The organism is Salinisphaera sp. T31B1 (genome assembly GCF_040361275.1).
Classification (GTDB): Bacteria; Pseudomonadota; Gammaproteobacteria; order Nevskiales; family Salinisphaeraceae; genus Salinisphaera.
Genome location: NZ_APNH01000001.1, coordinates 175,373 through 197,763 on the forward strand (window position 1 = coordinate 175,373; position 22,391 = coordinate 197,763).

Below are 22,391 nucleotides of genomic sequence, written 5' to 3' on the forward strand. Positions count from 1 at the left end.
CCTTTTAGCATGCACATCGGCCGCTTATCGAGAGACTGCCTCGAGCGGGTCGGTCCGATTCGATTCAGCCCTGCACACAGATTGTGCTGTCATCTGGATTTCAGCTCTGGGCGGATCAATCGAAACTCCAGGTAGCCTGCAGACTGCCCGCGTGACTGTCGAAGTGATCGCCGTAGGCGCCGTCGTAGCGCAAGCCGAGTCCAAGCCGTTCAGAGCGACTCACCTGAATCACAGCGCCGACACGCCCAAGCGTATCGGGTACCGCAATGTTGGTAATGAATCGGGCATCGCCGGGTGCCGCGGCAAAACCGGCCGAGGTGGCGTAGTTGTCCACGCTCGATAGGCTGACGCCGCCATTGATTGCGCCGGTGACGGTCAGCGTCTCGCCGACCGAAAATTCACGCCCGATTTCGACCGCCGGCGTGATACGAACGGCGGTTTCCTTGCTGGCATCGACCACCAGATTCGCTTCGCCGGCGCCGTGCTCGCGGAAACCGTCCGCCTGGCTTCGAATGACGTCAACGTCGACGAACGGCTTGACGTAACCGTCGGGCTTGCCAAACGCATAGGCCACACGTACGCGACCGCCGACAGAGGCCGTCTGGTGATCCGACCGTGCTACGCGCCGCTCGCCGAGAAAATCGATACGGCGCTCGGTGTCCTGCCAGGCGTAGCTGCCGCCCACCGCGCCGGTCAACGCGAAGCCGTTCCAGTGCTGGGTAATGCCGACACTGGCATGGAAGATATCGCCTTCGGAATGGGAGAGGTCATAGTCGCCGTCGAAATCGCTACGGTCGTAGCCGATCGCGCCGGCGACGGTGACGTTGTCCATCAAGGGCACTTCACGTGCCGCGATCGAAAAGCCATAGAGCTGGCCGTCGTAGCCGACCCGGTTGTCGGAACCCTGATCGATCGCGGTCGCACGGATCTGACCCGCGACACAGCCTTCGCTATCGACAAGCCGCCGCGCCGTGCGATCCGAGCAGTCGAACAGGTCATCGAATCGCTGCTGTGAAAGCGACAGATTGCTGGCGGCGTCAGCCAACAGTGCACCCGGTGCAAGTTCCTGTAACCGCAAACCAAAGCGTGTGCCCATGCCCGCCAGGTCGGCCGCGGCAATGTCGTCGGCCGCGGCCAATAGACGTCCGAAGCCGGCATCGCCGCTGTCGTAGACCGTCTCGAGATAGCGCGCAATACCGGCCTCGTGATCGTTGAGGCCGAATTGTCCGGCGTTGATTCGTGCATCGGCTGCGGTCAGGTGCAGCGCACCGTCGTCGATGCGCTGCTCGAAATCGAACAGAGCAGACGAAGCTTTCACGAATTGGCCGGTCAACGCGCCGTCAGCCTGGAGTACCGAGACCTCGCGATGCTTGACGATATTGCGAAGAGAAACGGTCAGCTCGCCGTCGAGATCCGTATTGCCCTTCACGTGTACGCGCCCTGCACGGCCGTCGACGAAATCGGCCGCCGTGATCAACTGGCCGGTTGCGGTCTGGCGGAAATCGCCGGCGATGGTCAGCGTCTCATCGGTTGCACCGCGGCCCACGACCAGTTCGCCGTTGTTTTCGACATCGGCCAGGTACTGCGAGGCGCCGGTCAGGCGGCCGGTCGTGCCGTTGACGATACGCAATGCGCCTACACGTTGCGATGGCACCGGCGTGCCGGCGCTGGCCAGCACGAAGAACTCGTCGTCGAAACCGCCGCTTTCCGACTCATAGATCGAGAACGAATCGCCGTTGCGGTAATAGCCTTCCATATCGCCATCGACCGCGCCGTCGATATAGGCAATGCTGCTCGCCCCGCTGTCTTTCGCCGATAGATAGCGATACGCGGTACCAGAGGCGGCCGAAAGCGTGCCGCCTTCGGCTACGTGCAACTGATCACCGCTGTTGCTGCCGAGAATGGTCACGCCGGTACCGTCGGGCCCGGCGCCGCCGGCGACCTGGCCGAGAATCTCGACGTTCACCGCGCCGCTGTGATCGGTACCGCCTGCGCTTTGTGCCAGCACGCCGATGCTGTTGCGGCCGGTCGCTGTCACCTGGGCGTTGGTATCGACCGTGACATCGACTGTGCCGGAGCCGCTGGCCGCACTGTCGTCGGTCGACGTACGGCCGAGGAACAGCCCGTCGCGGGTGCCGGCCAGCCCGCCCCCGCCACCGATCGACTGGGCCAGCACGGCGGCTGCGCCGTCACCACTCACGCCCAATCGGCCGGCCACTTCCACCGAGACGGCGCCGCCCTGGCCGCGCGCCTCGGTGGTGAGGGTCTGACCCGCGGTCTTGTCCCATACACCGGCGGCCACGCCTTCGGAGAGCACGGGATTACCGGCCAGGCCACCGCCGCCGCCGATCGATTGGGCTAGGATCCCGTGCGCGCCCGCGCCCGAGGTGAGCAGCTTGCCTTGTATCCACCTGAGCGACACGGCACCGCCATCCGCCGAATTAGCGTTGCTGCTGCCCAGATCGGCGCGATCGATGCCGCTGCCATCGCCCACCGAGAACAGGCCACCGCCGCCGCCGATCGACTGCGCGACCAGACCGATGGCGCTGGCGCCGGTGGTCGATACGCCGCCCTGCGTACCGATGGCGATATTCACCGCACCGGCTTTCTGCGGGCCGATCGCCGACTGCTGACCGAGCCGAGCCGAGGAGGTGCCGCCGCTGCTGCGTACCACGCCGCCACCACCGGTGATCGACTGCACGACCATGCCATGCGCATTGCGGCCCTGGGTCGTCAGCGACCCGATGTAATCGGTCAGCGTCGCCGTGCCGCCTGGCACGGCCGCCGCCTGCGGATTGGCGGCCGCGATGCCGGTCGCACCCAGTACGACATCCGGCAGCGGCGCATCCCCGGTTACATCCAGCAGCCCGCCGCCGCCGGCGATGGTCTGCAGCAGCACACCATAAGCTTGTTCGCCCTGCGTGCTGATATTGGCCAGATCGCCGCTGTTGCCCAGAAACTTCGCAGCGACGTTGCCGCCCGAGTCGGCCACGACGGCATCGTTCGACGCATTCTCGACACCCAGGCGGATCGTCGAGAAGAACGCCTGATCGTCTTCCAACAGGCTGAAATCGGCACTGCCGCCACCGCTGCCGATACTCTGTGCAAGCACGGCATCGGCGCCCGTGCCGGCGGTGCTGACGGTGCCGGTCGTAAAGACCGAGACATTGCCGCCCGTGCCGTGGCCCAGACTTCCAAGGCGTGCCTCGACCCCGGACAACGGCCCGTAGCCATTGGCATCGACCGCTGTGAACAGACCACCGCCTGCCCCTATGCTCTGGGCCACGAGCCCACGCGCATGCCGGCCCATGGTCATCACATAGGGGGTGTTGCCGTTGGACGCATTGTTCATGTCGATCGACACGCTGCCGCCTGCCCCCTGGCCGTCGGCCTGGCTGCCGAGCCTGAAGACGACGGGATCGTTGGCCTCCCGGTGACTGCCGAGTTCACCGATGAACATCCCGCCGCCGCCGCCGACCGATTGCGCCACGACGGCGTGCGAGGCTTCGCCCTGGGTTGCTACACCGGCACTTTGGCCCTTCACGCTCACGGCTTCGCCATAGCCGGCTGCATCGTAGGCGCCGAGCACCAGTTCGACCAGACCGCTGGTCTGGCCCAGGCCGCCGCCCGCACCGATGCTCTGGGCGATGAGGGCCGGCGCGCCCTTGCCGGCTGTCGTGATCGAGAAATCGTTGTCGATGGCAATCGCGCCGCCGTGGCCGCTCGAGTTACCCGCACCGCCGAAGATCGCCGAGATCTGGGTCATGTTGTCGCCCTGACTCGACCCCGGGGGCGGTGGGTTGTCGGCGTCGTAGTCGGGATCGGTCGGATCATCGATGACGATGATCTTGTTATCGCCGTTGATGGTGGTGCCGCCGCCGGCGCCAACCGATTGCAAAAGCCAGCCCGGACTGTAATCGCCGGCCGTGGCAATCGAGATCTTGCTCGACACGCCTGTGCCTGCGGCCGCCGCGATCGTGCCGCCGTCGCCGGCCGAGCCTGCATGGCCATCGAAGTTGTCGATGCCTTGAGAGTATTCAAAACACCGTTCGGATTCCCCCTCGGGGGCCTCCTGGGCATAACGATTCTTGGCCGGAGCCGGCAGGACATACGGATTGCGCGAATCCTTCTGTGCCTCTTGTTGCTCTTTTGCCGCTTCGATGAAGTCGCGAACCTCCAGACCGCCACCGATCGATAGACGCCCGCAACGCGCGCGCGAGGCACTGCCGCCGGCCCCGCCGCCACCGCCGATACTCTGCATGAAGACACCGAGCGCACCATTGCCGCCGGTCTGCACGGTGCCGCCGTCGAAACCGTAGTTGATGTCGCCACCGTTGCCGGCCGCGCCGCCCGAGCCGCCATGTGCAATGGCCGGAATGATCGAGATCGAGCTCTGGGCCACACCGACCCCGCCCAGCCCGCCGCCGGCGCCGATCGACTGCAGGACCATGCCGTCGGCAAATGCGCCGTGGGTCCTGATGTGGCCCGAATAGCGCATGATGTCGGCGCGGCCATCGTCGTTGGCGTCGATGAACTGACCGCTGTCGTTCTTCAAGCCGCCGATGTGGCCGCCGTCAGCACCGCTACCACCACGTCCGCCCAGCGTCAGCCGCGCATCGATCCAGCTTTCTTCGTCTTCGAGCAGTTCGAACACGTCACGGAAGAATCCGCCGCTGGCTGATTCCGGGCCCTGCGCGCCGCCGGCACCGCCGGAGCCACCGATGCTCTGAACCACCAGGCCGTCGGCGTCGGCGCCGTAGGTCTCGATACCGCCGGCGAAATCGATCTGATCGATATTGCCGCCGGCGCCGCCGTCGGACCCGGTGCGTCCAACGTTCACGGTCAGGCTCGGGGAAAAATCCAGTACCGGAATGGTGCCGTAGACACCGAACGAGGTGCCCTCGGACGTGCCGCCGCCGCCACCGATCGATTGCATGAGGATGCCGGTGGACTTGTTGCCGCGCGTACCGACCTGGCTCGTGTCGTCGACGTGCAGAAACAGGTCGCCGGCTTTTTCGCCTTTGCCGCCCTTGCCGCCGATGCCGACGGTTGCGTTGTAGGTCAAGCCCGAGCCGATGTTCAACGACTCGGCGTCGCCTGCGCCGGCCGCACCACCGCCGTCGCTGATGGATTGCATCAGCACGCCGTAGCTGACGGCATCGTTTGTGACGATGGATGTATCGTCGCGCAGGTCGACGCTGACATCCTTGCCCTTGCCGCCGTCTCCGCCGTCCCCGCCGACCGCGAAATTGAGATTCAGTGCGATGAAGGTCCGAACCGTTTTCGGTTTCTCGCCGGGCTCGCCGGGCTCGTCGTCCAGCGGCGGCAGACCGGCGTCTTCTCGCGGCTTGTCGTCGAGCACCGGCGTGCCCTGATCGGGCAGCGGCTGGCCCTCGTCATCCAGCTGAATCGGGCCGTTGGCAACGGGCTCTTCATACCCGCCGTGCGCTGCCTTGTTCAAGGCATCCGGCGTGATCGCATTGGCGACATCCTTGACGATGTATTTCAAGGTCTTGATGTTTTCGCCGCCTTTCTTGATGCTTTCGACCAGTTCCTCGAGCGCTGCGACCGGGCTGCCGATCGCGCCGCCCTTGGCCGAGGCCGAACCACCGACGCCGCCGCCGCCGCCGATCGACTGGGCGAGCACGCCGTGTGATCCCTGGCCATGAGTCTCTATGGCGACATCGGACAAACCCACCTTGACCGACGAACCGTCGCCACCGCTGCCGCCGCTGCCGCCGACCGACACGCTGGTATCCGCACCGACGTTGATCTCGCCGCCGGTATCGGGGACATCGAATTCCTTGACCACCGCTTTGCCATAGGCCGAGCCGCCCATGCCGCCGCCCCCACCGATGGACTGCGCGACCACGGCGTGACTGTCGGTGACGATGCTGGGGTTGAACCCATCGCGGGACACGCCGACACCGGTGAAGATGTTGCCGTTGGACAGCGCCAGATCGACTGTGCTGCCGTCGCCGCCATCACCGCCCGCGCCACCCACACTCAGCGAGCCGGAAAAATACAGCCCCGCGCTGGCGCCGCCGGCCATGCCGCCGATACCGCCGCTGCCACCGACCGATTGCGCGAGAATGCCGTTCGCATGGCCGCCCGCGGTCTGCAGTGCGAACCGATCGAGTTCGACGCGCGTGGCACTGCCATCACCGCCGCCCCCGGCGCCCAGCGCATAGTCGACCGTGCCGGTGACACCGGCATCCAGGCCGTAGGCATTGCCGCCGCTGCCGCCACCGCCGCCCAGCGACTGGGCGACAATCGCATGGGCGTTGGCGCCTTCGGTGGCGATCTGCAGATAATTGCCGCTGCTCAGAGCGTTGTTGTTGCTGTCGACGCGATTGTTGACGGTCGCCTTGCCGCCCATGCCGCCCGCCCCGCCAGCGCCGCCGACTGCGACCGACGGCAGAATGATATCGAGCGCCAGTGCGCTGCCGCCGACGCCGCCACCGCCGCCGATCGACTGGCTCATCAGGCCGAACGCAAAGTCGCCCTGGGTCTGTATGTCGCTATCATCGACGATATCGATGGTGGCATCGCCACCTGTTCCGTTGGACCCGGCCACGCCGCCGACGCTGGCCACCCCGGTCGAGGCACCGGCGGTACCGCCGCCGCCGCCAATCGACTGCGCAAGGATGCCGATGGCGGCCTTGCCGGTGATCTGTGGCTCGGCCTGATCACCCGAGGCCGGTGTCTTGCGGCCAGTCTGGATCTTGCCGCCTTGCTGGACGTGCACGAAACCACCGTCGCCGCCGTCCCCACCCGAACCGGCGACGACGATCAGCCCGGTGGCATCGGTCAGGTCGCCAGCGCCGACATCGCCGCCGCCACCGCCGATCGACTGCGCCAGAATACCGAACGCAAAATCATCCTGCGTCGACAGCCAGGATCGGTTGTCGACCAGTACATGCCCGCCATCGCCGCCGGCGCCCGCATCGGCCTCGAAGCCCACGATCACGAAACTGCCGTTCGCGCCTCCGGCCGCACCACCCAGCGATTGCGCACGAATCGCGTGTGCCTGCTTGCCGGTGGTGGAGACCGCCGGGCCGTTGTTCCATTGTGCTTTGGTATGCAGCAGCACGCTGCCGCCGTTGCCGCTGTCGCCGGCATTCGGGCCGTACAGATCGACGAAACCGTCGCCGTCCGAATCCTGATAGCCGCCGTTGCCGCCCACACTCTGTGCCGCGATACCGATCGCCTGGGTACCGTCGGTGGCGATACGTGATGTGCCCGAGGTCTCGACGCGCACGTCCAGCCCGGTATCCCCATTGCCCGCATCGGCCTGGCCGCGGCCCGTGCCGCCGTCGCCGGCCCGGGATGCCGCAAAAATACCGCTCAGATAGTCGCCATACGTCAGAATGCTGCCGCCTTCCTGCTTGACGTGCACCGAAAGGCCTGGGACTTCGCTGCTCGCGCCCCCGCCGTTGCCGCCGGGGTTGGCATCGCCCACATCCGGTTGCGCCGAATTGCCACCGCGCCCGCCGCGGGCGATGGCCACGATGCCGCCCGACTGCGCGCTCAGTTCGATCGGTTTGAGTGCATCCGGCACCGACTCTTCCGACGGCGGCAAGCCGGCCGAGCGCAGCGGTACGAATCCTCGCGCGGTGACCGAGATATCGCCTTCCGAGACCACACGGATGACGTCGAGATCGCTCGACCCATCGCTGTAGGTATATGTTCGATAAATGAACGGGCCGCCCGCCCCGCCGCGATTGCTGTTGTCGTCGGACTGCGAGCCGTCGCCAGTCTGGACATAGGCATGGATGCCGGCGATACCGCGGGGAAACGTCGCGCCCTTGGCGTCCGTGGCTTCGATTTCGATCGTGCCGTCGTCTTCGTGCTGGATGCGCACATCGCCGGCGGCGCCGCCGCGCTGTGCTTCACTGCCGCCATTGCCGCCATAGCTTTCCGCGGCCACGCCGTAGAGCAGATTCGATGCCTTGCCGGAGAGCTTGACTCGACCGGCGTTCTCGATGTGCGTCTGGTGCGTGCGCCCGCCGACACCGCCTTTTACGTCGCTGCCGAGCGTGGACACGCCGCTGTCCTGTCGACCGCCGTCGCCTCCAACGCTGCTGGCCAGAATCCCGACCGCGCCCGAGGGCATGGCGGTGACGATCTCGACGCTGCCGGTATTGCGTACCTTATCGTTGGTCGCACCGCCGCCGCCCATCCCGCCGCTCTGCTCTTCCTTGTCGTCGAACAGATCGCCCGAGCCGGTGCCGCCGTTGCCGCCGCGTCCCGCCGAATACAGCCCGAAGATGATGCCGTTATCGTCCCAGATGCCCTTGGCGGCGCTGCCGTCGAACGTCCTGGCGACGCCCGAGCCGCTATTTGCCGTGCCGAGATACTGTAGCCGCGCACTGTTGTAGAGATTCAGCGAGCCGGCATCGCCACCCGGCTTGGTACCGTTGCCGCTGCTGGCCTGGCCGCCGAGCGACACGACGCCGAGCATGACGTTCTGGGATCCGGTGGCGTTGTACGTCCGATCGCTCGTGTTGTGCAGGTCGAGGTTGCCACCTGTGCCGCCCGGCTTGTCCTTGCCCGGGTTGTTCGTGCCCTGGGAGGACAACAGCACCCCCGATACGTTGGTGGTGGCACTGCCCACGTTGCACACGCCGTTCGAGACAGTCCCCGGGCACGATGTGGCCAGCGACTGCGCTACGGCAGGGAAGACGACCGCGGTCCACAGCGACAAGCCGAGTACCGGCGCCAGCCGACCCCCGCACCGAGACACATTCAATCCAGCGCGCTTACCGAACATTTTGATCGTCCCCTCGACGATGATGACCTGACCTACCCCAAGACCGATCGACCGGCCCGGCAACGGGCGTCGTGTTTCTCATAGTCGAAACACGGAGAGCTCACCGATAACGGGGGCGCCGACCGCCAAAAACCGCTGTTTCGGAAGCGAAACAGCACGGCCCCGAGATTCGGGCCATGAGCATCCGAAACCGGGGCCTTCACAGCTCGCCGATGCGCCGCGCCGATTCATCCAGTACAGATAAGCAACGACAGATACGTTGATCCGCCCCGGCGCAATGTCGCCGAGTGCCGCTCCAGCGCTTGTCAGCCGTGACATACCGCGATCTTCTGCACGGTGGTCAGCGGCCGTTATCGCGCCAGGCTCGGTCTGAACGGCCTACCGAATTTCCGAGTTCGTCCCGCCTCCGCTTCTACCCCGCCAATAATAGTTCGAACTCGAGACGAACATTCAACAAGGGCGCAATTCCGCACTATTAGAAAGATTTAGTCAGAATCTCGCGTGTGCGAGCCGGGCGACGAGTTGGCCCGCGGCGGGCGTGTTCTACACGTGAAAAGCAGCCCCACGCCGAGTAACGTGGGACTGATCCAGCCGAGGCTTTGCAGAACAGGACTGGAGCGATGGCCGCGCCGGCCGTGAAAGTTCAGGGCCGGATGGCCGCTCGGGGCAGAATAAGATTGAGTACGACCCCCAGCACGCCGGCGAGGGCAATGCCTTCGAGGGTGAAGTCGCCGGCGGAGAAACTCAGGCCACCGATGCCGGTGACCAGAATCAGGCCGACGATGGCCAGATTGCGCGGCTCGGACAGGTCTTCGCCGGATTTCACCAGGCTGTTCATGCCGACCACGATGATCGCGCCGAACAGCAGGATGATGATCCCACCCATCACCGGCGTGGGAATGCTGGCCAGCAGCGCGCCGAGTTTGCCGACGAAGGCGAACACGATGGCGAACCCGGCGGCCCAGGTCATCAGCGCCGGATTGTAGGCACGGGTGAGCGTGACCGCGCCGGTGACCTCCGAGTAGGTAGTGTTGGGCGGGCCACCGAGCATTGCGGCCAGGGAGGTGGCCAGACCGTCGCCGAGCATGGTGCGGTCGATACCCGGGTCCTTGAGATAGTCGCGGCCGGTGACCGAGCGGATGGCCACGATATCGCCGAAGTGCTCGATGGCCGGGGCGATGGTCACCGGCACCATGAACAGCACGGCCTGCCAGTTCCATTCGGGCATCACGAACGCCGGCATCGTCAGCCACGGCGCAGCGGCCACGCCGGACCAGTCCACCAGCCCGAAGGGAATGCTCGCTATATAGCCCGCCAGTACGCCGGCCAGGATCGGCACCAATGATAGAAAGCCTCGGGCCAGCAGCGACACCGTCACGGTGACCACCAGCGCGATCGCCGAAACCGTCATCGCCGGGCCGGCGGCCACGAGGGTGGCATCGCCGTTGCCGTTGAGCCCGGTGGCGAGATTGACCGCGACCGGGGCGAGCACGAGCCCGATGACCATGATCACGGGCCCGGTGACGATCGGCGGCAGCAGCCGCGTGATCACGCCGACCCCGCGCCAGCGAATGAGCGCGCTAATGAGCATATAGACGCCGCCCGAGGCCATCAGCCCGCACAGGGTGCCGGGAATGCCCCAGGTCTGCACGCCGTAGATGATGGGCGCAATGAAGGCGAACGACGAGGCCAGGAACACCGGCACGCGGCCGCGGGTGACCACCTGAAAGACCAGCGTGCCCGCCCCCGCGGTGAACAGCGCGACGTTCGGATCCAGCCCGGTGAGCAGCGGCACCAGCACGAGCGAGCCGAATGCCACGAACAGCATCTGCCCGCCCAGTACGGCATCGCGTGCGCGCAGCCGATAGACTGCCGAATCGGCGTGTTCGCCTTCCTGGCTCATCGTTCCCCCGAAAGCGGCCCGCGGCCGGCCAATGGTTCTACTTGGTGCCGTACATGCGATCGCCGGCGTCGCCCAGGCCCGGCCGGATATAGCCGTGATCGTCCAGGCGCTCGTCGATGGCCGCGGTATAGATCGGCACATCCGGGTGGGCATCGCGTAGCGCGGCCACGCCCTCGGGCGCGGCCAGCAGACACAGGAACTTCATGTTCTTCGCGCCCTTTTTCTTCAGATGCCCGATCGCCGCAATCGCCGAATTGCCGGTGGCCAGCATCGGGTCGACCACGATCACCCGGCGCTCGCCGATATCACCCGGCACCTTGCAGTAGTACTCCACGGCTTCCAGCGAATCCGGATCGCGAAACATGCCGATATGGCCCACGCGGGCCGACGGCATCAGCTCCACCATGCCTTCCAGCAGGCCGTTGCCGGCCCGCAGAATGGATACGAAACACAGCTTCTTGCCAGCCAGCACCGGCGCGTCCATCTCTTGCAGCGGTGTCTCGATCCGTTCGGTGGTCAGCGCCAGATCGCGAGTGATCTCGTAGGTCAGCAGATGGGCGACCTCGCGCAGCAGGCTGCGGAATTTCTGGGTCGAGGCGTGCTTGCGCCGCATCAGCGTCAGCTTGTGGGCGATCAGCGGGTGGTCGATGACGGTGACGTTTTCATCCATGGGCCGGCTCTTTGGCTGGGTGGGTCGCCGGCGCGGATGCTCTCCACGCACGACGCAATCGGGCTCGCGGGACGCCTATGCTACAACGCTCATCGGCCTCGGGCAGCCCCGCCGGGCGCATGCCGCCCCGGGGCCGAAGACCTGGCCGCTCTGTTGAGGCAACTTTCCTGCCCTGGCCAGGGCGGCCGATGCCTCACGGCCGGCCCGCCCCGACCGGGTCCTGGGCGCCGAAGGCCTCGACCTCGCCGAGCAGCCAGTCGATGAACACACGCGCGGGATCGGGCGGCGCGCCGTCCAAGGGCAGCAACAGGTCGTACACGCAGGGCGCGGCCAGCGCGCTGTCGGCACCGAACGGCGCGATCAACACGCCGCTGGCCAGGCGGTCGGCAACCACGACACTGCTGGCCAGCGCCACGCCCCGGCCGGCGATCGCCTGGTCCAGTGCCAGGCCGAACAGCGAGTAGCGCTGGCCCGCGCTGGCATCCACCTGTGTCGCACCGGCTGCATCCAACCATTCACGCCAGCCGGGAAACGGCAGCGCCGACGGCCAGGCGACGTGCAGCAGCCGGTGGTGGGCGAGATCCGCCGGCTCGACCAGGGGCGGGCCCTGTGCCAGCAGGCGCGGCGCACACACCGGCAACAACGCATCGGCGAGCAGGCCGATAGTGCGCACGCCGGGCCACGGGCCCTGGCCGTACCGGATCGCGATACGCGGGCTGTCGCCCTGCCAGGCCGGCGCAGTCAACCGCTGACTCGCATCGAGTGCGATCTCTACATCGGGGTAGCGGGTCTCGAAGGCGGCCAGACGCGGCAGCAGCCAGTGCTGGATGAACGACGGCGGCGCGCTGACCGTCAGCCGGGCACTCCGCGGGGCGGCTCGGGCCTCGGCCAGTGCCGATCCGATATCGGCCAAGGCCGGAGCCAGGGCATCGGCCAGTCGCCGACCCCGACTGTTGAGCGATACGCCATGCGCCCGACGCTCGAACAGCGGCGCGCCGAGTTCGTGCTCGAGCAGCTTGACTTGCCGGCTGACCGCCCCGGCGGTCACATGCAGGGTTTCGGCGGCGGCCTTGAAGCTGCCCTGGCGCGCGGCCACGGCGAATATGCGGAGTGCGTTCAACGGCAGACGGTCGGACATGACATGAGTTTTCCTGAGCCTCGCCCGGTATATTAATCGGTTGCCGCGGCAGGTCGGCGATGCTGCACTGGGCGCCCCTCAACAACTGCGCTGACCCATGGCCACGCCCGCTGCCGAACTCCACCACAGCCCGAACACCCAGCGTCGCGCGCTCGATCTGCAGGGCAGCCTGCTCATGCTGGTGTTCTGTCTGGCCCTGGGCTTGCAGCAGGTCGCGATCAAGTGGGTGGCCGCGGACATCGCGCCATTGGCCCAGATCGCCATTCGTTCGGCGATCGCCGCGATCCTGGTGATCGCGGTCGCGCGTGTACGCGGGGTGCGGCTGGCCGATGCACGCGCGGTGTTCTGGCCGGGCGTCGCAGTGGGCGTCGGGTTTCTCGCCGAATTCTCTTTCGTGGCGATCGGCCTGGGCTATACCACCGCTTCGCATATGTCGGTGTTTCTCTATACCGCGCCGATATTCGCCGCGCTGGGCCTGCACTGGCTGGTGCCCGGCGAGCAGCTGGGCCTGCGCCACTGGATCGGCATCGCCATCGCTTTTGCCGGCATCGTCTGTGCGATGGCGCCCGGCGCCAGCCCGGCGGACGGGCCGGCGATGAGTTCGCTGATCGTGGGCGATCTGCTGGGCACGCTGGCCGGGCTCGGCTGGGCCGCCACCACGGTCGTGATTCGTACCACGCGCCTGTCCGAAGAACGCCCGGTACTGACCCTGTCCTACCAGCTGACCATTGCCGGGATCTGCATGCTGATCGCCGCCGCGTTTACCGGCGACCTGTCTGCGATCACGCTCACGCCGGCCGTCGCGCTGAGCATGAGCTTTCAGACGCTGGGAATCGCCTTTGCCGTGCTGCTGCTCTGGTTCGCGCTGCTGCGGCGCTATCTGGCCTCGCGGCTGGGCGTGTTCTCGTTCCTGTCGCCGGTGTTCGGCGTGGTCTTCGGCGCCCTGCTGCTCGGCGATCCGCTGACCTGGAACTTCCTGGCCGGCGGGGCCGCGATCGTGGCCGGCGTGGTGCTGGTCAGCGCCCCGGGCCGCCGGTCGAATGCTTGACGCATAGTCGGCTTGCATAACCGACCGGGTCGCGCGGCCGGACGTACGCGCCCGCGAACTGCATGCCGATGCGCTGAGAGATTCGGGGGCGCATGACCATGGCCGCCGAGCGCCAGGGCCCGCACCGCGGGGCCCGCCTATTGTTCGCGACAGACATATCGCCCGCGGCGCGTCGACCGACCGCCGACCCGCGACCCGATCCAGACCTGGCGTTGAATCCGAACGCAACCAAGCAAGGGGCGTCGATCCGACCCCTCCAATTGACCGATGTAAAACGATCGTTTTACACTTCGGCCATGGATATAGATAAGCAACTACTCAGCGCGGCCGAGCGCCTGTTCGATCGCGACGGCTTCAACGCCACCGGCATGGGGCGGCTGGTTCGCGAAAGCAAGCTGTCGAGCCGCACCGTCTACAAGCACATCGGCAACAAGAACGCGCTCATGGCCCGTGTGCTGGCTGCGCGTCAGCAGCGCTTTTTCGAACAGACCGATTTCACCAGCACGACCACGCTGTTCGCATCGCTCAGGAACTGGTCGGCCACCGAGGGCGCACGCGGTTGCCTGTTCTTCCGCGCACTGGCCGAAACCGGCGGCGATATTCGGGACATCGCTGACGAAGTCACGGCTTACCACCGCATGCTGCGAGCCCGTATCGCCGACCTGGTCGCACGCGAGACCGGTACCGTCGACGATGATCTCACCGACCAGATACTCGCCTTGTTCGAAGGCGCGACCGCAGCGGCCACCTACCGCGGCACGGCCGTCATCGATGCGGCTAGCGCCTGCGCGCAACAGCTGATCGCCGCCGGGGCCCCCCAATGAGTGCAGCGTTGCGGATCGGCGCGGTCGGTTTCGGCCTGATCGCCGTGTGCTACGGGTTTGCCCGGTTCGCCTTTGGCCTGTTCCTGCCGCAGATCCGCGAAGATCTCGCGTTGTCGTCGTCGCTGGCGGGCGTGATATCGGGCGGCGCGTTCGCCGCCTATTGCGTGGCGATCATCGGCTCGGCGCGTCTGTCGGAGCGTCTGGGTGCGCGCACGGTCGCGGTCATGGCCGCGGCTGTCGCCGCACTCGGCATGCTGGGCATCGCCCTGTGCGCCTCGCCCGCCTGGCTGGCCGTCTTCGTGATCCTGGCCGGCACCAGCACCGGGCTGGCCTCGCCGCCGATGGCCGATGCGGTGGCCCACGCGGTCGCACCCGCTCGACGGGATCTGACCAACACCGTCATCAACGCCGGCACGAGCGCCGGCGTGTGCCTATCCGGGCCGTTCGCGCTGGCGCTCGGCGACGACTGGCGTCTGGTGTTCACGCTCTTCGCGGGCGTGGCGATGGGCCTGGGCGTTGCGGCATTCGTGTGCCTGCCGGCCGGTCGAACCCGCGAGCGGCGCGGCCATCGCGTGCAACGACCGGCGCTGGGCGCCAATCTCATCCGTCTGATCGGCGCCTCGTTTCTGATGGGCGCGTCGAGCACCGCGCTGTGGTCGTTCGGCGGCGAGATCGCCCATATCCGGCTGGGCTGGTCGACCGGGCAGATCGGCCTGCTGTGGATCGCGATCGGCTCGGCCGGCGTGCTGGGCGCGGCCGCCGGCTGGCTGACCGCCCGTTTCGGGATCAACACCGTCCACCGTGTGTTTCTTGCGGCACTCGCGCTCGGCATCGCCCTCGCCGGGCTGGGCTTCACCACACCGCGCCTCACGCTGGTCGGCGGCGCGCTGTTTGGCGCAGCCTATGTGATGCTGACCGGCGTCTATCTGGTATGGGGGACGACGGCGCTGCCCGAGCGGCCGGGCACGGGCCTGATGATCGGGTTTCTCACCGTTGCCGTCGGCCAGACCGCCGGCGCGCCGGTATTCGGTTTGTTGCTGAGCCACAGCTCGCTGGCGACCGCCGTACTGGTGTTTGCCACGCTCGGCCCGGCCGCCGGACTGTTCTGGTTTAAAGCCGATGACGGCACGGGCACGGTCGATCGACCAGACACCGGCCGCCGGCCCGTCGGGCCCTCCACATACCGGCAGACCGCGACCCTGTCACACGAGCGGGCCTGATATCCGCCGCAGACGGCGACACGCGCTGCGGCCGGCACGGCCGGCGCTTAAGACGCCGGCTCGGCGGCCGATTGCGCCGCCGGCACGAACGCCTTGATTACCGCTTCCGCGGCGTCGGCGACGTGCTGTGCCGGGCCGCGCTGCGCGTGGAAGGTCAGCGGGGATAGATAGGCCCCTTCCCAGAGCAGCATCAGGGTATCGCCCAGGGCATCCGGGGTGGGCGTGCCCATCTCGCCGGCGAGCTTGCGAAAGCGGTGGCGCATCTCGCTCTTGTACTCCTCGATGATCGCCCTGGCCGGGTGCTGTGTCTCGGACAACTCGACCGCCACGTTGGACAGCGGGCACCCACGCGAGGCCTCGGCACAGGTCTCGGTCAGGTGGGCCTTGAAGAAGGCTCTGGCCTGGGCCAGCGCATCCCCGGCATGCGCATCGAGTATCGCCTGCCAGTGGGCCAGGCTGTCTTCGACTTCCTGACGCACGTAGGCGGCGACCAGATCGTCCTTCGAGGCGAACGCACGATAGAAACTCATCTTGTTGGTCCCCGCCGCCGAGACGATCGCATCGACACCGACGGCACGCACCCCCTGCCAGTAAAACAGCTCGCACGCGGCAGCGAAGATCCGATCGCGTACGCGCGGCTTTTTCTTTCGGGTAATAACTTCTTCGGTCACAGCGGCTTATCACTCTCCGTGCAGATCGGCACGATATATCTCTTGAAATGTTACTGACCGGTAACTAACATCCATCCCAGGACGTTACCGGCCGGTAACAATTTTTCAAAGAATCGGCTTGTTACCGAACGATGTCAAGCCGCCGACTCCCTGCGATACGCATGAAGCCGGCGCAATCGGCGGCGACCAGGCTCGCAGTCGTTCAAGGGAGTTCTCATGCGTAGATCAAGATTCCGGGCCCGCGGTGTGTTGGGGCTTGTCGGACTGGCGGTCGTGGTGATCGTCGCCTGCCTTGCCTATGGCGCGTATCAGCCCACCGCGGCACAGCCACAGGCCGCCGCCCCGCCGCCGACGGTGACCGTGGCGCCGGTCGTCGTGAAGTCGCTGCATCAGTGGCAGGAATTCACCGGACGCCTGGAAGCCGTGGATACGGTGGATATCCACCCGCGGGTCAACGGCTATATCGATCGCGTCGCGTTTGCCGACGGCGCGATCGTCCACAAGGGCGATCTGCTTTTCCAGATCGACCCGCGCCCCTATCAGGCAGACGTCGACCGGCTGACCGCCGAAAAGCAACGCGCCACGTCGTCGCTGGTGCTCGCCCGTGCCGATTTCCAGCGGGCCCGCGAGTTGCAGCGCGCCAATGCGATCTCGACCCAGGAATACGATTAGTTCGCGGCAGCCGCCGCCGCCGCCCGAGGCGATCTGGGATCGGTGGCAGCGGCCCTGGAGGCGGCCCGGCTGAACCTGGAATTCACCCGTGTGCGCTCGCCGATCGACGGGCGCGTCTCACGCGCGGTCATCACCGCCGGCAACCTGGTCGACAGCCGCGATCTGCTGACCACCGTGGTCTCCCAGGATCCGATCTATGCGTATTTCGATGTCGATGAGCAGGCTTATCTCGGCTACCGTCGGCTGATCCGGCAGGACACGGACGCAGATGCCACCGGCGTGTTCATGGGGCTGGTCGGCGAAACGGCTTATCCGCACGCGGGCACGCTGGACTTCGTCGACAACCGCATGAATCCCGATACCGGCACCATCCGTGCGCGCGCCGAGTTCGACAATGCGGAGGGGCGATACACGCCGGGGCTGTTCGCGCGTATGCGCCTGGTCGGCGGGGCTGCGACCGAGACCGTGCTGATCGACGACCGGGCCATCGGAACCGATCTGGACAAGCGCTTCGTGCTCCGGCTCACGCCCGACGATACGGTCGAATATCAACGGGTGGAGATGGGCCCGTCGATTGGCGGTCTGCGCGTGGTGCGATCGGGCCTGAAGGCGGGCGACGTGATCGTGGTCGACGGTTTGCAGCATGTCATGCCTGGTCAGACCGTCTCGCCCGAGCGGGTATCGATGCGCAATGACGACGACGCACTCGGCCAGCTCGCACAAGTGGAGGCCGCAACCGCGCCTGGATCGCCGGCCGTCGCGCGACTGCCTGGCCTGTCTATCGACCAGGCGCACGGCCTGGTTGCGCAGGCGGAATACGCCCGATGAAACTCTCGCAATTCTTTATCAGCCGCCCGATCTTCGCGGGCGTGCTGTCGACGCTCATCCTGCTGGTGGGTCTTCTGGCCCTGCCCTTGCTGCCGATCAGCGAGTACCCCGAAGTCGTGCCGCCGACCGTGGTGGTCAAGGCCAGCTACCCAGGCGCCAACCCGAAGGTGATCGGCGATACCGTGGCCGGCCCGCTGGAACAGGCCATCAACGGCGTCGAGGGCATGCTTTATCAGTCCTCGCAGTCGACCGCCGACGGCGTGATGACGCTGACCATCACCTTCGCGCTGGGCACCGATCCGGACACCGCCCAGGTGCTGGTACAGAACCGGGTCTCGCAGGCGCTGCCGGAACTGCCCGAAGAGGTTCAGCGCCTGGGTGTGACCACCAACAAGGCATCGCCGGATCTGACCATGGTGGTGCATCTGGTCTCGCCGAGCGAACGCTACGACCGGCTCTATCTGGCCAACTATGCGCTGGTGCGGGTCAAGGACGAACTGGCGCGCCTGGACGGTGTGGGCGATGTCCAGGTCTTCGGCGCCGGCGAGTATTCCATGCGCATCTGGCTCGACCCGGAGAAGCTGGCGAGCCGCAACATGACCGCAGGCGACGTGGTAGCTGCGATTCGCGACCAGAACATTCAGGTCGCCGCCGGTCAGCTGGGCGCACCGCCGACCCGCAGCAGCGCGGATTTCCAGCTGCTGATCAACACCAAAGGCCGGCTGACGACGGCCGACGAGTTCGAGAACATCGTCGTCAAGACCGGGGGCCTCGGCCAAATCACCTACCTGAAGGATGTCGCGCGCGTACAGATCGGCGCCGATACCTATGCGCTGCGGGCGCTGCTGGACAACGCGCCGGCCGCCGCGATTCCGGTATTCCAGCGGCCGGGCAGCAACGCACTGGATATATCCGAGCGGGTGCGGGCGAAAATGGCCGAGCTCAAGAAGAGCTTCCCGCAGGGCGTGGACTACCAGATCGTCTACGACCCGACCGTGTTCGTACGCGAGTCGATCCGCGATGTCGTGCATACGCTGATCGAGGCGATCGTGCTCGTCGTGCTCGTCGTGATCCTGTTCCTCCAGACCTGGCGGGCGTCGGTGATCCCGTTGGTCGCGGTCCCCGTATCGCTGGTGGGCACCTTCGCGGTCATGTACCTGTTCGGGTTCTCGTTGAACGCGCTGTCGCTGTTCGGCCTGGTGCTGGCCATCGGCATCGTGGTGGACGACGCGATCGTGGTGGTCGAAAACGTACAGCGCAATATCGAGAACGGGCTCACGCCGGTGGCCGCGACCCACCAGGCGATGCGCGAGGTGACCGGGCCGATCATCGCCACTGCGCTTGTGCTGTGCGCGGTGTTCGTGCCGACCGCGTTCATCAGTGGCCTGTCAGGCCAGTTCTACAAGCAGTTCGCGCTCACGATCGCGATCAGCACGGTGATTTCGGCGTTCAACTCGCTCACCCTGAGCCCCGCGCTGTCGGCGCTTCTACTCAAGGAGAAAGGCGCCGCACCCGATAGGCCCACCCGCCTGATCAACACACTGTTCGGCTGGCTGTTCCGGCCGTTCAACCGTTTCTTCGCGGCGTTGTCCAACGGCTACGTGCACGGCATTGGCCGCATATTTCGTATCGGCGGCATCACCCTACTGGTCTATGGCGGACTGATCGGTCTGACCTGGCTGGGGTTCGCCCAGACGCCGACCGGCTTTGTGCCCCAGCAGGACAAGCAGTATCTGGTGGCCTTCGCGCAGCTGCCGGACGCGGCCACCCTGGACCGGACCGAGGCGGTGATCCGCCGTATGGGCGAACTCGTCGCCGACCAGCCGGGCGCCGAGAGCGCCGTCCAGTTTCCGGGACTGAATATCAACGGGTTCACCAACAGCCCCAATACCGGCATCGTGTTCGTCACCCTCGACCCGTTCGAGCAGCGGTCCACGGCGGATCTGTCGGCCGGCGCGATCGCCGCTGCGCTCAACCAGAAGTTCGCGGGCATACAGGAGGCGTTCGTGGCGGTGTTTCCGCCGCCGCCAGTGAACGGGCTCGGCACGATCGGCGGTTTTCGCATGCAGATCCAGGATCGCGCCGATCTGGGTTCCGAGGCCCTGTACGCAGAAACCCAGAAACTGATCGCGGCCGGCAATGCCGAGCCGGCACTGCAAGGACTGTTCACCGGCTTCCAGCAGAATGTGCCCCAGATCGATGCCGAGGTGAATCGCGACAAGGCGATCGCCCAGGGCGTGAACCTGCAGCAGCTGTTCGACACCATGCAGGTTTATCTCGGCTCGCTGTATGTCAATCAGTTCAATCGCTTCGGGCGCACCTATCAGGTCAATGTCCAGGCCGAACCGGAATTCCGTCTGGAGCCCGACGATATCCTGCATCTGAAGACCCGCAACGCCGACGGCGCGATGATTCCGCTGGGCGCGTTCGTCACCCTCAACGCCTCCTCCGGGCCGGACCGGGTCATGCATTACAACGGCTATGCCACCGCCGAAATCAACGGCGGGCCAGCGCCGGGCTTTAGTACCGGCCAGGCCCAGGCGGCCATGGAGCGTGTAGCCCAACAGAGCCTGCCCAACGGCATGAGCTTCGAGTGGACCGACCTGACCTATCAGCAGATCCTCGCCGGGAACACCGGCCTGCTCATCTTCCCCCTGGTGGTGGTGCTGGTCTTTCTGGTGCTCGCGGCCCAGTACGAGAGTCTCGGCCTGCCGTTGGCGGTGATCCTGATCATGCCGATGGTGCTGTTCTCGGCCCTGGTCGGCGTACGTATCTCCGGCGGCGACAACAACATATTCACCCAGATCGGGCTGATCGTACTGGTGGCGCTGGCCAGCAAGAATGCGATCCTCATCGTGGAGTTCGCCCGCGATCGCGAAGCAGAAGGTGCCAGCTCCCTCCGAGCGGTGCTCGATGCCGCTCGACTGCGCCTGCGGCCGATCCTGATGACCTCGATGGCGTTCATCATGGGCGTGGTGCCGCTGGTGATCTCGACCGGCGCCGGTGCGGAGATGCGCCGAGCCATGGGCGTGGCCGTGTTCTCCGGCATGATCGGCGTGACCTTCTTCGGGCTCATGCTCACGCCGCTGTTCTATCTGCTGGTGCGCAAGGCCGCGCGATCGATCGCCCATCGCCGCGCCGTGCGTGCCCGCGCTACGCGCATGCACACCGATCGACTGGCGCCGCCCGCGGGAGACCGTCGATGACAGTACGCTATTGGCTCGTCGCGCTGACGCTGGGGCTCGGCGCCTGCGCGGTCGGTCCGGACTACACCCCGCCGGTCACGCCCGGCGCCGAGCTGCAGACAGACGATCAGAGCGCCTTCGTCACGCAGAGCCCGGAGGCGGCGTGGTGGGCCCAGTTCGATGACCCCGAACTCGACTCGCTGGTCACACGCGCGCTCGGCTCGAACCTGGATCTGCAGATTGCGCTGGATCGGGTGCGCGCGGCGCGTGCGATCTTTAACGACCGGCAATACGACTACGCCCCGCATGTGCCGGTTGCGGCGAGCTATACGCGCCGAGACCAGCAGGAGCCCGGCTTGACCGACACGCCGATCGAAACCGAACAGTACCGGCTCGGTTTCGATGCCCGATGGGAGATCGACCTGTTCGGCCGCGTACGGCGTTCGGTGGAAGCCGCGCGCGCAGATCTGGGCGCCGAGCAGGCAGCGCTGCGATCGGCCGAGGTCATGGTGGCCGCCGAGGTCGCACGCAACTATTTCGAGTTGCGCGGCGCGCAGAGTCGTATCCGCGTTGCCAACCGCAATCTGGACAATGCACGGCAGACGCTCGACCAGACCCGCATACGCTACGAGATCGGCCGTATCTCGCAGCGCGATGTGTTCAGCAGCCGTTCGCAGTTCAAGGCCATCGAGGCCCGTATCCCACCGCTGCAGGCGGCCGAACGCCGTGCGGCCTTCCGTCTTGCCGTGCTGCTAGGCCAGCGCCCCGGCACGCTGGACAACGAACTGGCGCCCGCGCCGATCGTGCCCTATGCCAAGGCGCTGCCGATCGGCGACCCGGCCGCTCTGTTGCGCCGACGGCCCGACGTGCAAATCGCCGAAAGACGGCTCGCCGCGGCAACCGCGCGCGTGGGTGTGGCCACCGCCGATCTGTTCCCGCGTGTGAACGTGACCGGTTTTGTCGGGTTTCTGTCCGGCAACGCCTCGGATCTGTTCGACTTCAGCGCCGAGGCCGCACGCGCCTGGTCGGTTACACCGACCGTGAGCTGGGCCGCCTTCGACTTCGGCTCGCTGCGCGCACGGCTCAAGGCCACCGAGGCCCAGGCGGATGCCGCGCTGGCCGGTTATCACAAGGCCGTGCTGATCGCCCTGGAGGATACCCGCAACAGCCTGACCGCCTACGCAAACGAGCAGCGTCGGCTGGCCAGCCTCGTGGAGCAGGCCGACGCGGCCGCGCGCGCCGCCGATATGGCCGCCGTGCAGTACCGCGTCGGCGCGCTCGACTTCCTCGATCTGCTCGACGCACAGCGTATCCAGCTGGACGCCGAGGACGCAGTGGCCGTGTCGGAGCTGGCGGTCAATGTGGGCGTCGCCGGTATCTACAAGGCGCTAGGCGGCGTCGGCCAGCCCGAGACGGACTATCTCTCCGGCCGGTGACGACCCACCCCAGGCAGGCCAGC

11 protein-coding genes and 1 pseudogene are annotated in these 22,391 nt (G+C 66.6%); 7 read left to right on the forward strand and 5 right to left on the reverse strand.

All coding sequences use genetic code 11. From position 1 onward, the window contains the following. Positions 1 to 115: 115 nt before the first annotated feature. The 4 genes from T31B1_RS00845 to T31B1_RS00860 form a co-directional block, all read right to left on the reverse strand. Entirely contained in the window at positions 116 to 8,746 is an 8,631-nt protein-coding gene (locus T31B1_RS00845) for an autotransporter outer membrane beta-barrel domain-containing protein (RefSeq protein WP_353247564.1), read from the reverse strand. A 670-nt stretch (positions 8,747 to 9,416) separates the two neighbouring features. Continuing rightward, the gene (locus T31B1_RS00850) at positions 9,417 to 10,676 is read right to left on the reverse strand and encodes a uracil-xanthine permease family protein (RefSeq protein ID WP_353247565.1); all 1,260 of its coding nucleotides are present in this window, start codon (positions 10,674 to 10,676) and stop codon (positions 9,417 to 9,419) included. A gap of 37 nt (positions 10,677 to 10,713) precedes the next feature. After that, the gene (upp, locus tag T31B1_RS00855; RefSeq protein WP_353247566.1) at positions 10,714 to 11,346 is read right to left on the reverse strand and encodes a uracil phosphoribosyltransferase; all 633 of its coding nucleotides are present in this window, start codon (positions 11,344 to 11,346) and stop codon (positions 10,714 to 10,716) included. Positions 11,347 to 11,539: 193 nt separating this feature from the next. Continuing rightward, on the reverse strand, positions 11,540 to 12,484 hold the full coding sequence (locus tag T31B1_RS00860; protein ID WP_353247567.1) for a LysR substrate-binding domain-containing protein: 945 nt from the start codon (positions 12,482 to 12,484) through the stop codon (positions 11,540 to 11,542). Between the two features lie 97 nt (positions 12,485 to 12,581). Between T31B1_RS00860 and T31B1_RS00865 the strand changes: the two genes are divergently transcribed. From T31B1_RS00865 to T31B1_RS00875, 3 genes are all read left to right on the forward strand, one after another. Then, positions 12,582 to 13,532, forward strand: coding sequence for a DMT family transporter (locus T31B1_RS00865; RefSeq protein ID WP_353247568.1), 951 nt, complete (start codon positions 12,582 to 12,584; stop codon positions 13,530 to 13,532). A gap of 296 nt (positions 13,533 to 13,828) precedes the next feature. Next, positions 13,829 to 14,356: a TetR/AcrR family transcriptional regulator gene (locus T31B1_RS00870; RefSeq protein ID WP_353247569.1), complete on the forward strand. Its 528-nt coding sequence runs from the start codon at positions 13,829 to 13,831 to the stop codon at positions 14,354 to 14,356. After that, positions 14,353 to 15,576 (forward strand): MFS transporter, encoded by a 1,224-nt coding sequence (locus T31B1_RS00875; protein WP_353247570.1) that lies wholly within the window; start codon positions 14,353 to 14,355, stop codon positions 15,574 to 15,576. Before T31B1_RS00870 ends, T31B1_RS00875 begins: the two co-directional genes overlap by 4 nt. 47 nt (positions 15,577 to 15,623) lie before the next feature. On the opposite strand, the gene T31B1_RS00880 is transcribed toward T31B1_RS00875, so the two are convergent. Next, positions 15,624 to 16,247, reverse strand: a complete 624-nt coding sequence (locus tag T31B1_RS00880; RefSeq protein ID WP_353247571.1) for a TetR/AcrR family transcriptional regulator — start codon at positions 16,245 to 16,247, stop codon at positions 15,624 to 15,626. A 216-nt stretch (positions 16,248 to 16,463) separates the two neighbouring features. Between T31B1_RS00880 and T31B1_RS00885 the strand changes: the two genes are divergently transcribed. From T31B1_RS00885 to T31B1_RS00900, 4 genes and pseudogenes are all read left to right on the forward strand, one after another. Continuing rightward, positions 16,464 to 16,919: an efflux RND transporter periplasmic adaptor subunit gene (locus T31B1_RS00885; RefSeq protein ID WP_353247572.1), complete on the forward strand. Its 456-nt coding sequence runs from the start codon at positions 16,464 to 16,466 to the stop codon at positions 16,917 to 16,919. Positions 16,920 to 16,937: 18 nt separating this feature from the next. Continuing rightward, positions 16,938 to 17,747 (forward strand): annotated as a pseudogene (locus T31B1_RS00890) (efflux RND transporter periplasmic adaptor subunit); the annotation flags it as partial. Beyond that, positions 17,744 to 20,953 carry an efflux RND transporter permease subunit gene (locus T31B1_RS00895; protein WP_353247573.1) on the forward strand — a complete coding sequence of 1,070 codons (3,210 nt, stop codon included), beginning with the start codon at positions 17,744 to 17,746 and terminating at the stop codon, positions 20,951 to 20,953. The pseudogene T31B1_RS00890 and the gene T31B1_RS00895, both read left to right, overlap by 4 nt. Next, positions 20,950 to 22,368, forward strand: coding sequence for an efflux transporter outer membrane subunit (locus T31B1_RS00900; protein WP_353247574.1), 1,419 nt, complete (start codon positions 20,950 to 20,952; stop codon positions 22,366 to 22,368). The genes T31B1_RS00895 and T31B1_RS00900 overlap by 4 nt, the downstream gene beginning before the upstream one ends. The last annotated feature ends 23 nt before the right edge of the window (positions 22,369 to 22,391 follow it).

Coding starts and splice junctions, on each gene's coding strand:
- T31B1_RS00850 (WP_353247565.1), bottom strand. CDS start 10,676: ATGAGCCAGGAAGGCGAACACGCCGATTCGGCAGTCTATCGGCTGCGC.
- upp (WP_353247566.1), bottom strand. CDS start 11,346: ATGGATGAAAACGTCACCGTCATCGACCACCCGCTGATCGCCCACAAG.
- T31B1_RS00860 (WP_353247567.1), bottom strand. CDS start 12,484: ATGTCCGACCGTCTGCCGTTGAACGCACTCCGCATATTCGCCGTGGCC.
- T31B1_RS00865 (WP_353247568.1), top strand. CDS start 12,582: ATGGCCACGCCCGCTGCCGAACTCCACCACAGCCCGAACACCCAGCGT.
- T31B1_RS00870 (WP_353247569.1), top strand. CDS start 13,829: ATGGATATAGATAAGCAACTACTCAGCGCGGCCGAGCGCCTGTTCGAT.
- T31B1_RS00875 (WP_353247570.1), top strand. CDS start 14,353: ATGAGTGCAGCGTTGCGGATCGGCGCGGTCGGTTTCGGCCTGATCGCC.
- T31B1_RS00885 (WP_353247572.1), top strand. CDS start 16,464: ATGCGTAGATCAAGATTCCGGGCCCGCGGTGTGTTGGGGCTTGTCGGA.
- T31B1_RS00895 (WP_353247573.1), top strand. CDS start 17,744: ATGAAACTCTCGCAATTCTTTATCAGCCGCCCGATCTTCGCGGGCGTG.
- T31B1_RS00900 (WP_353247574.1), top strand. CDS start 20,950: ATGACAGTACGCTATTGGCTCGTCGCGCTGACGCTGGGGCTCGGCGCC.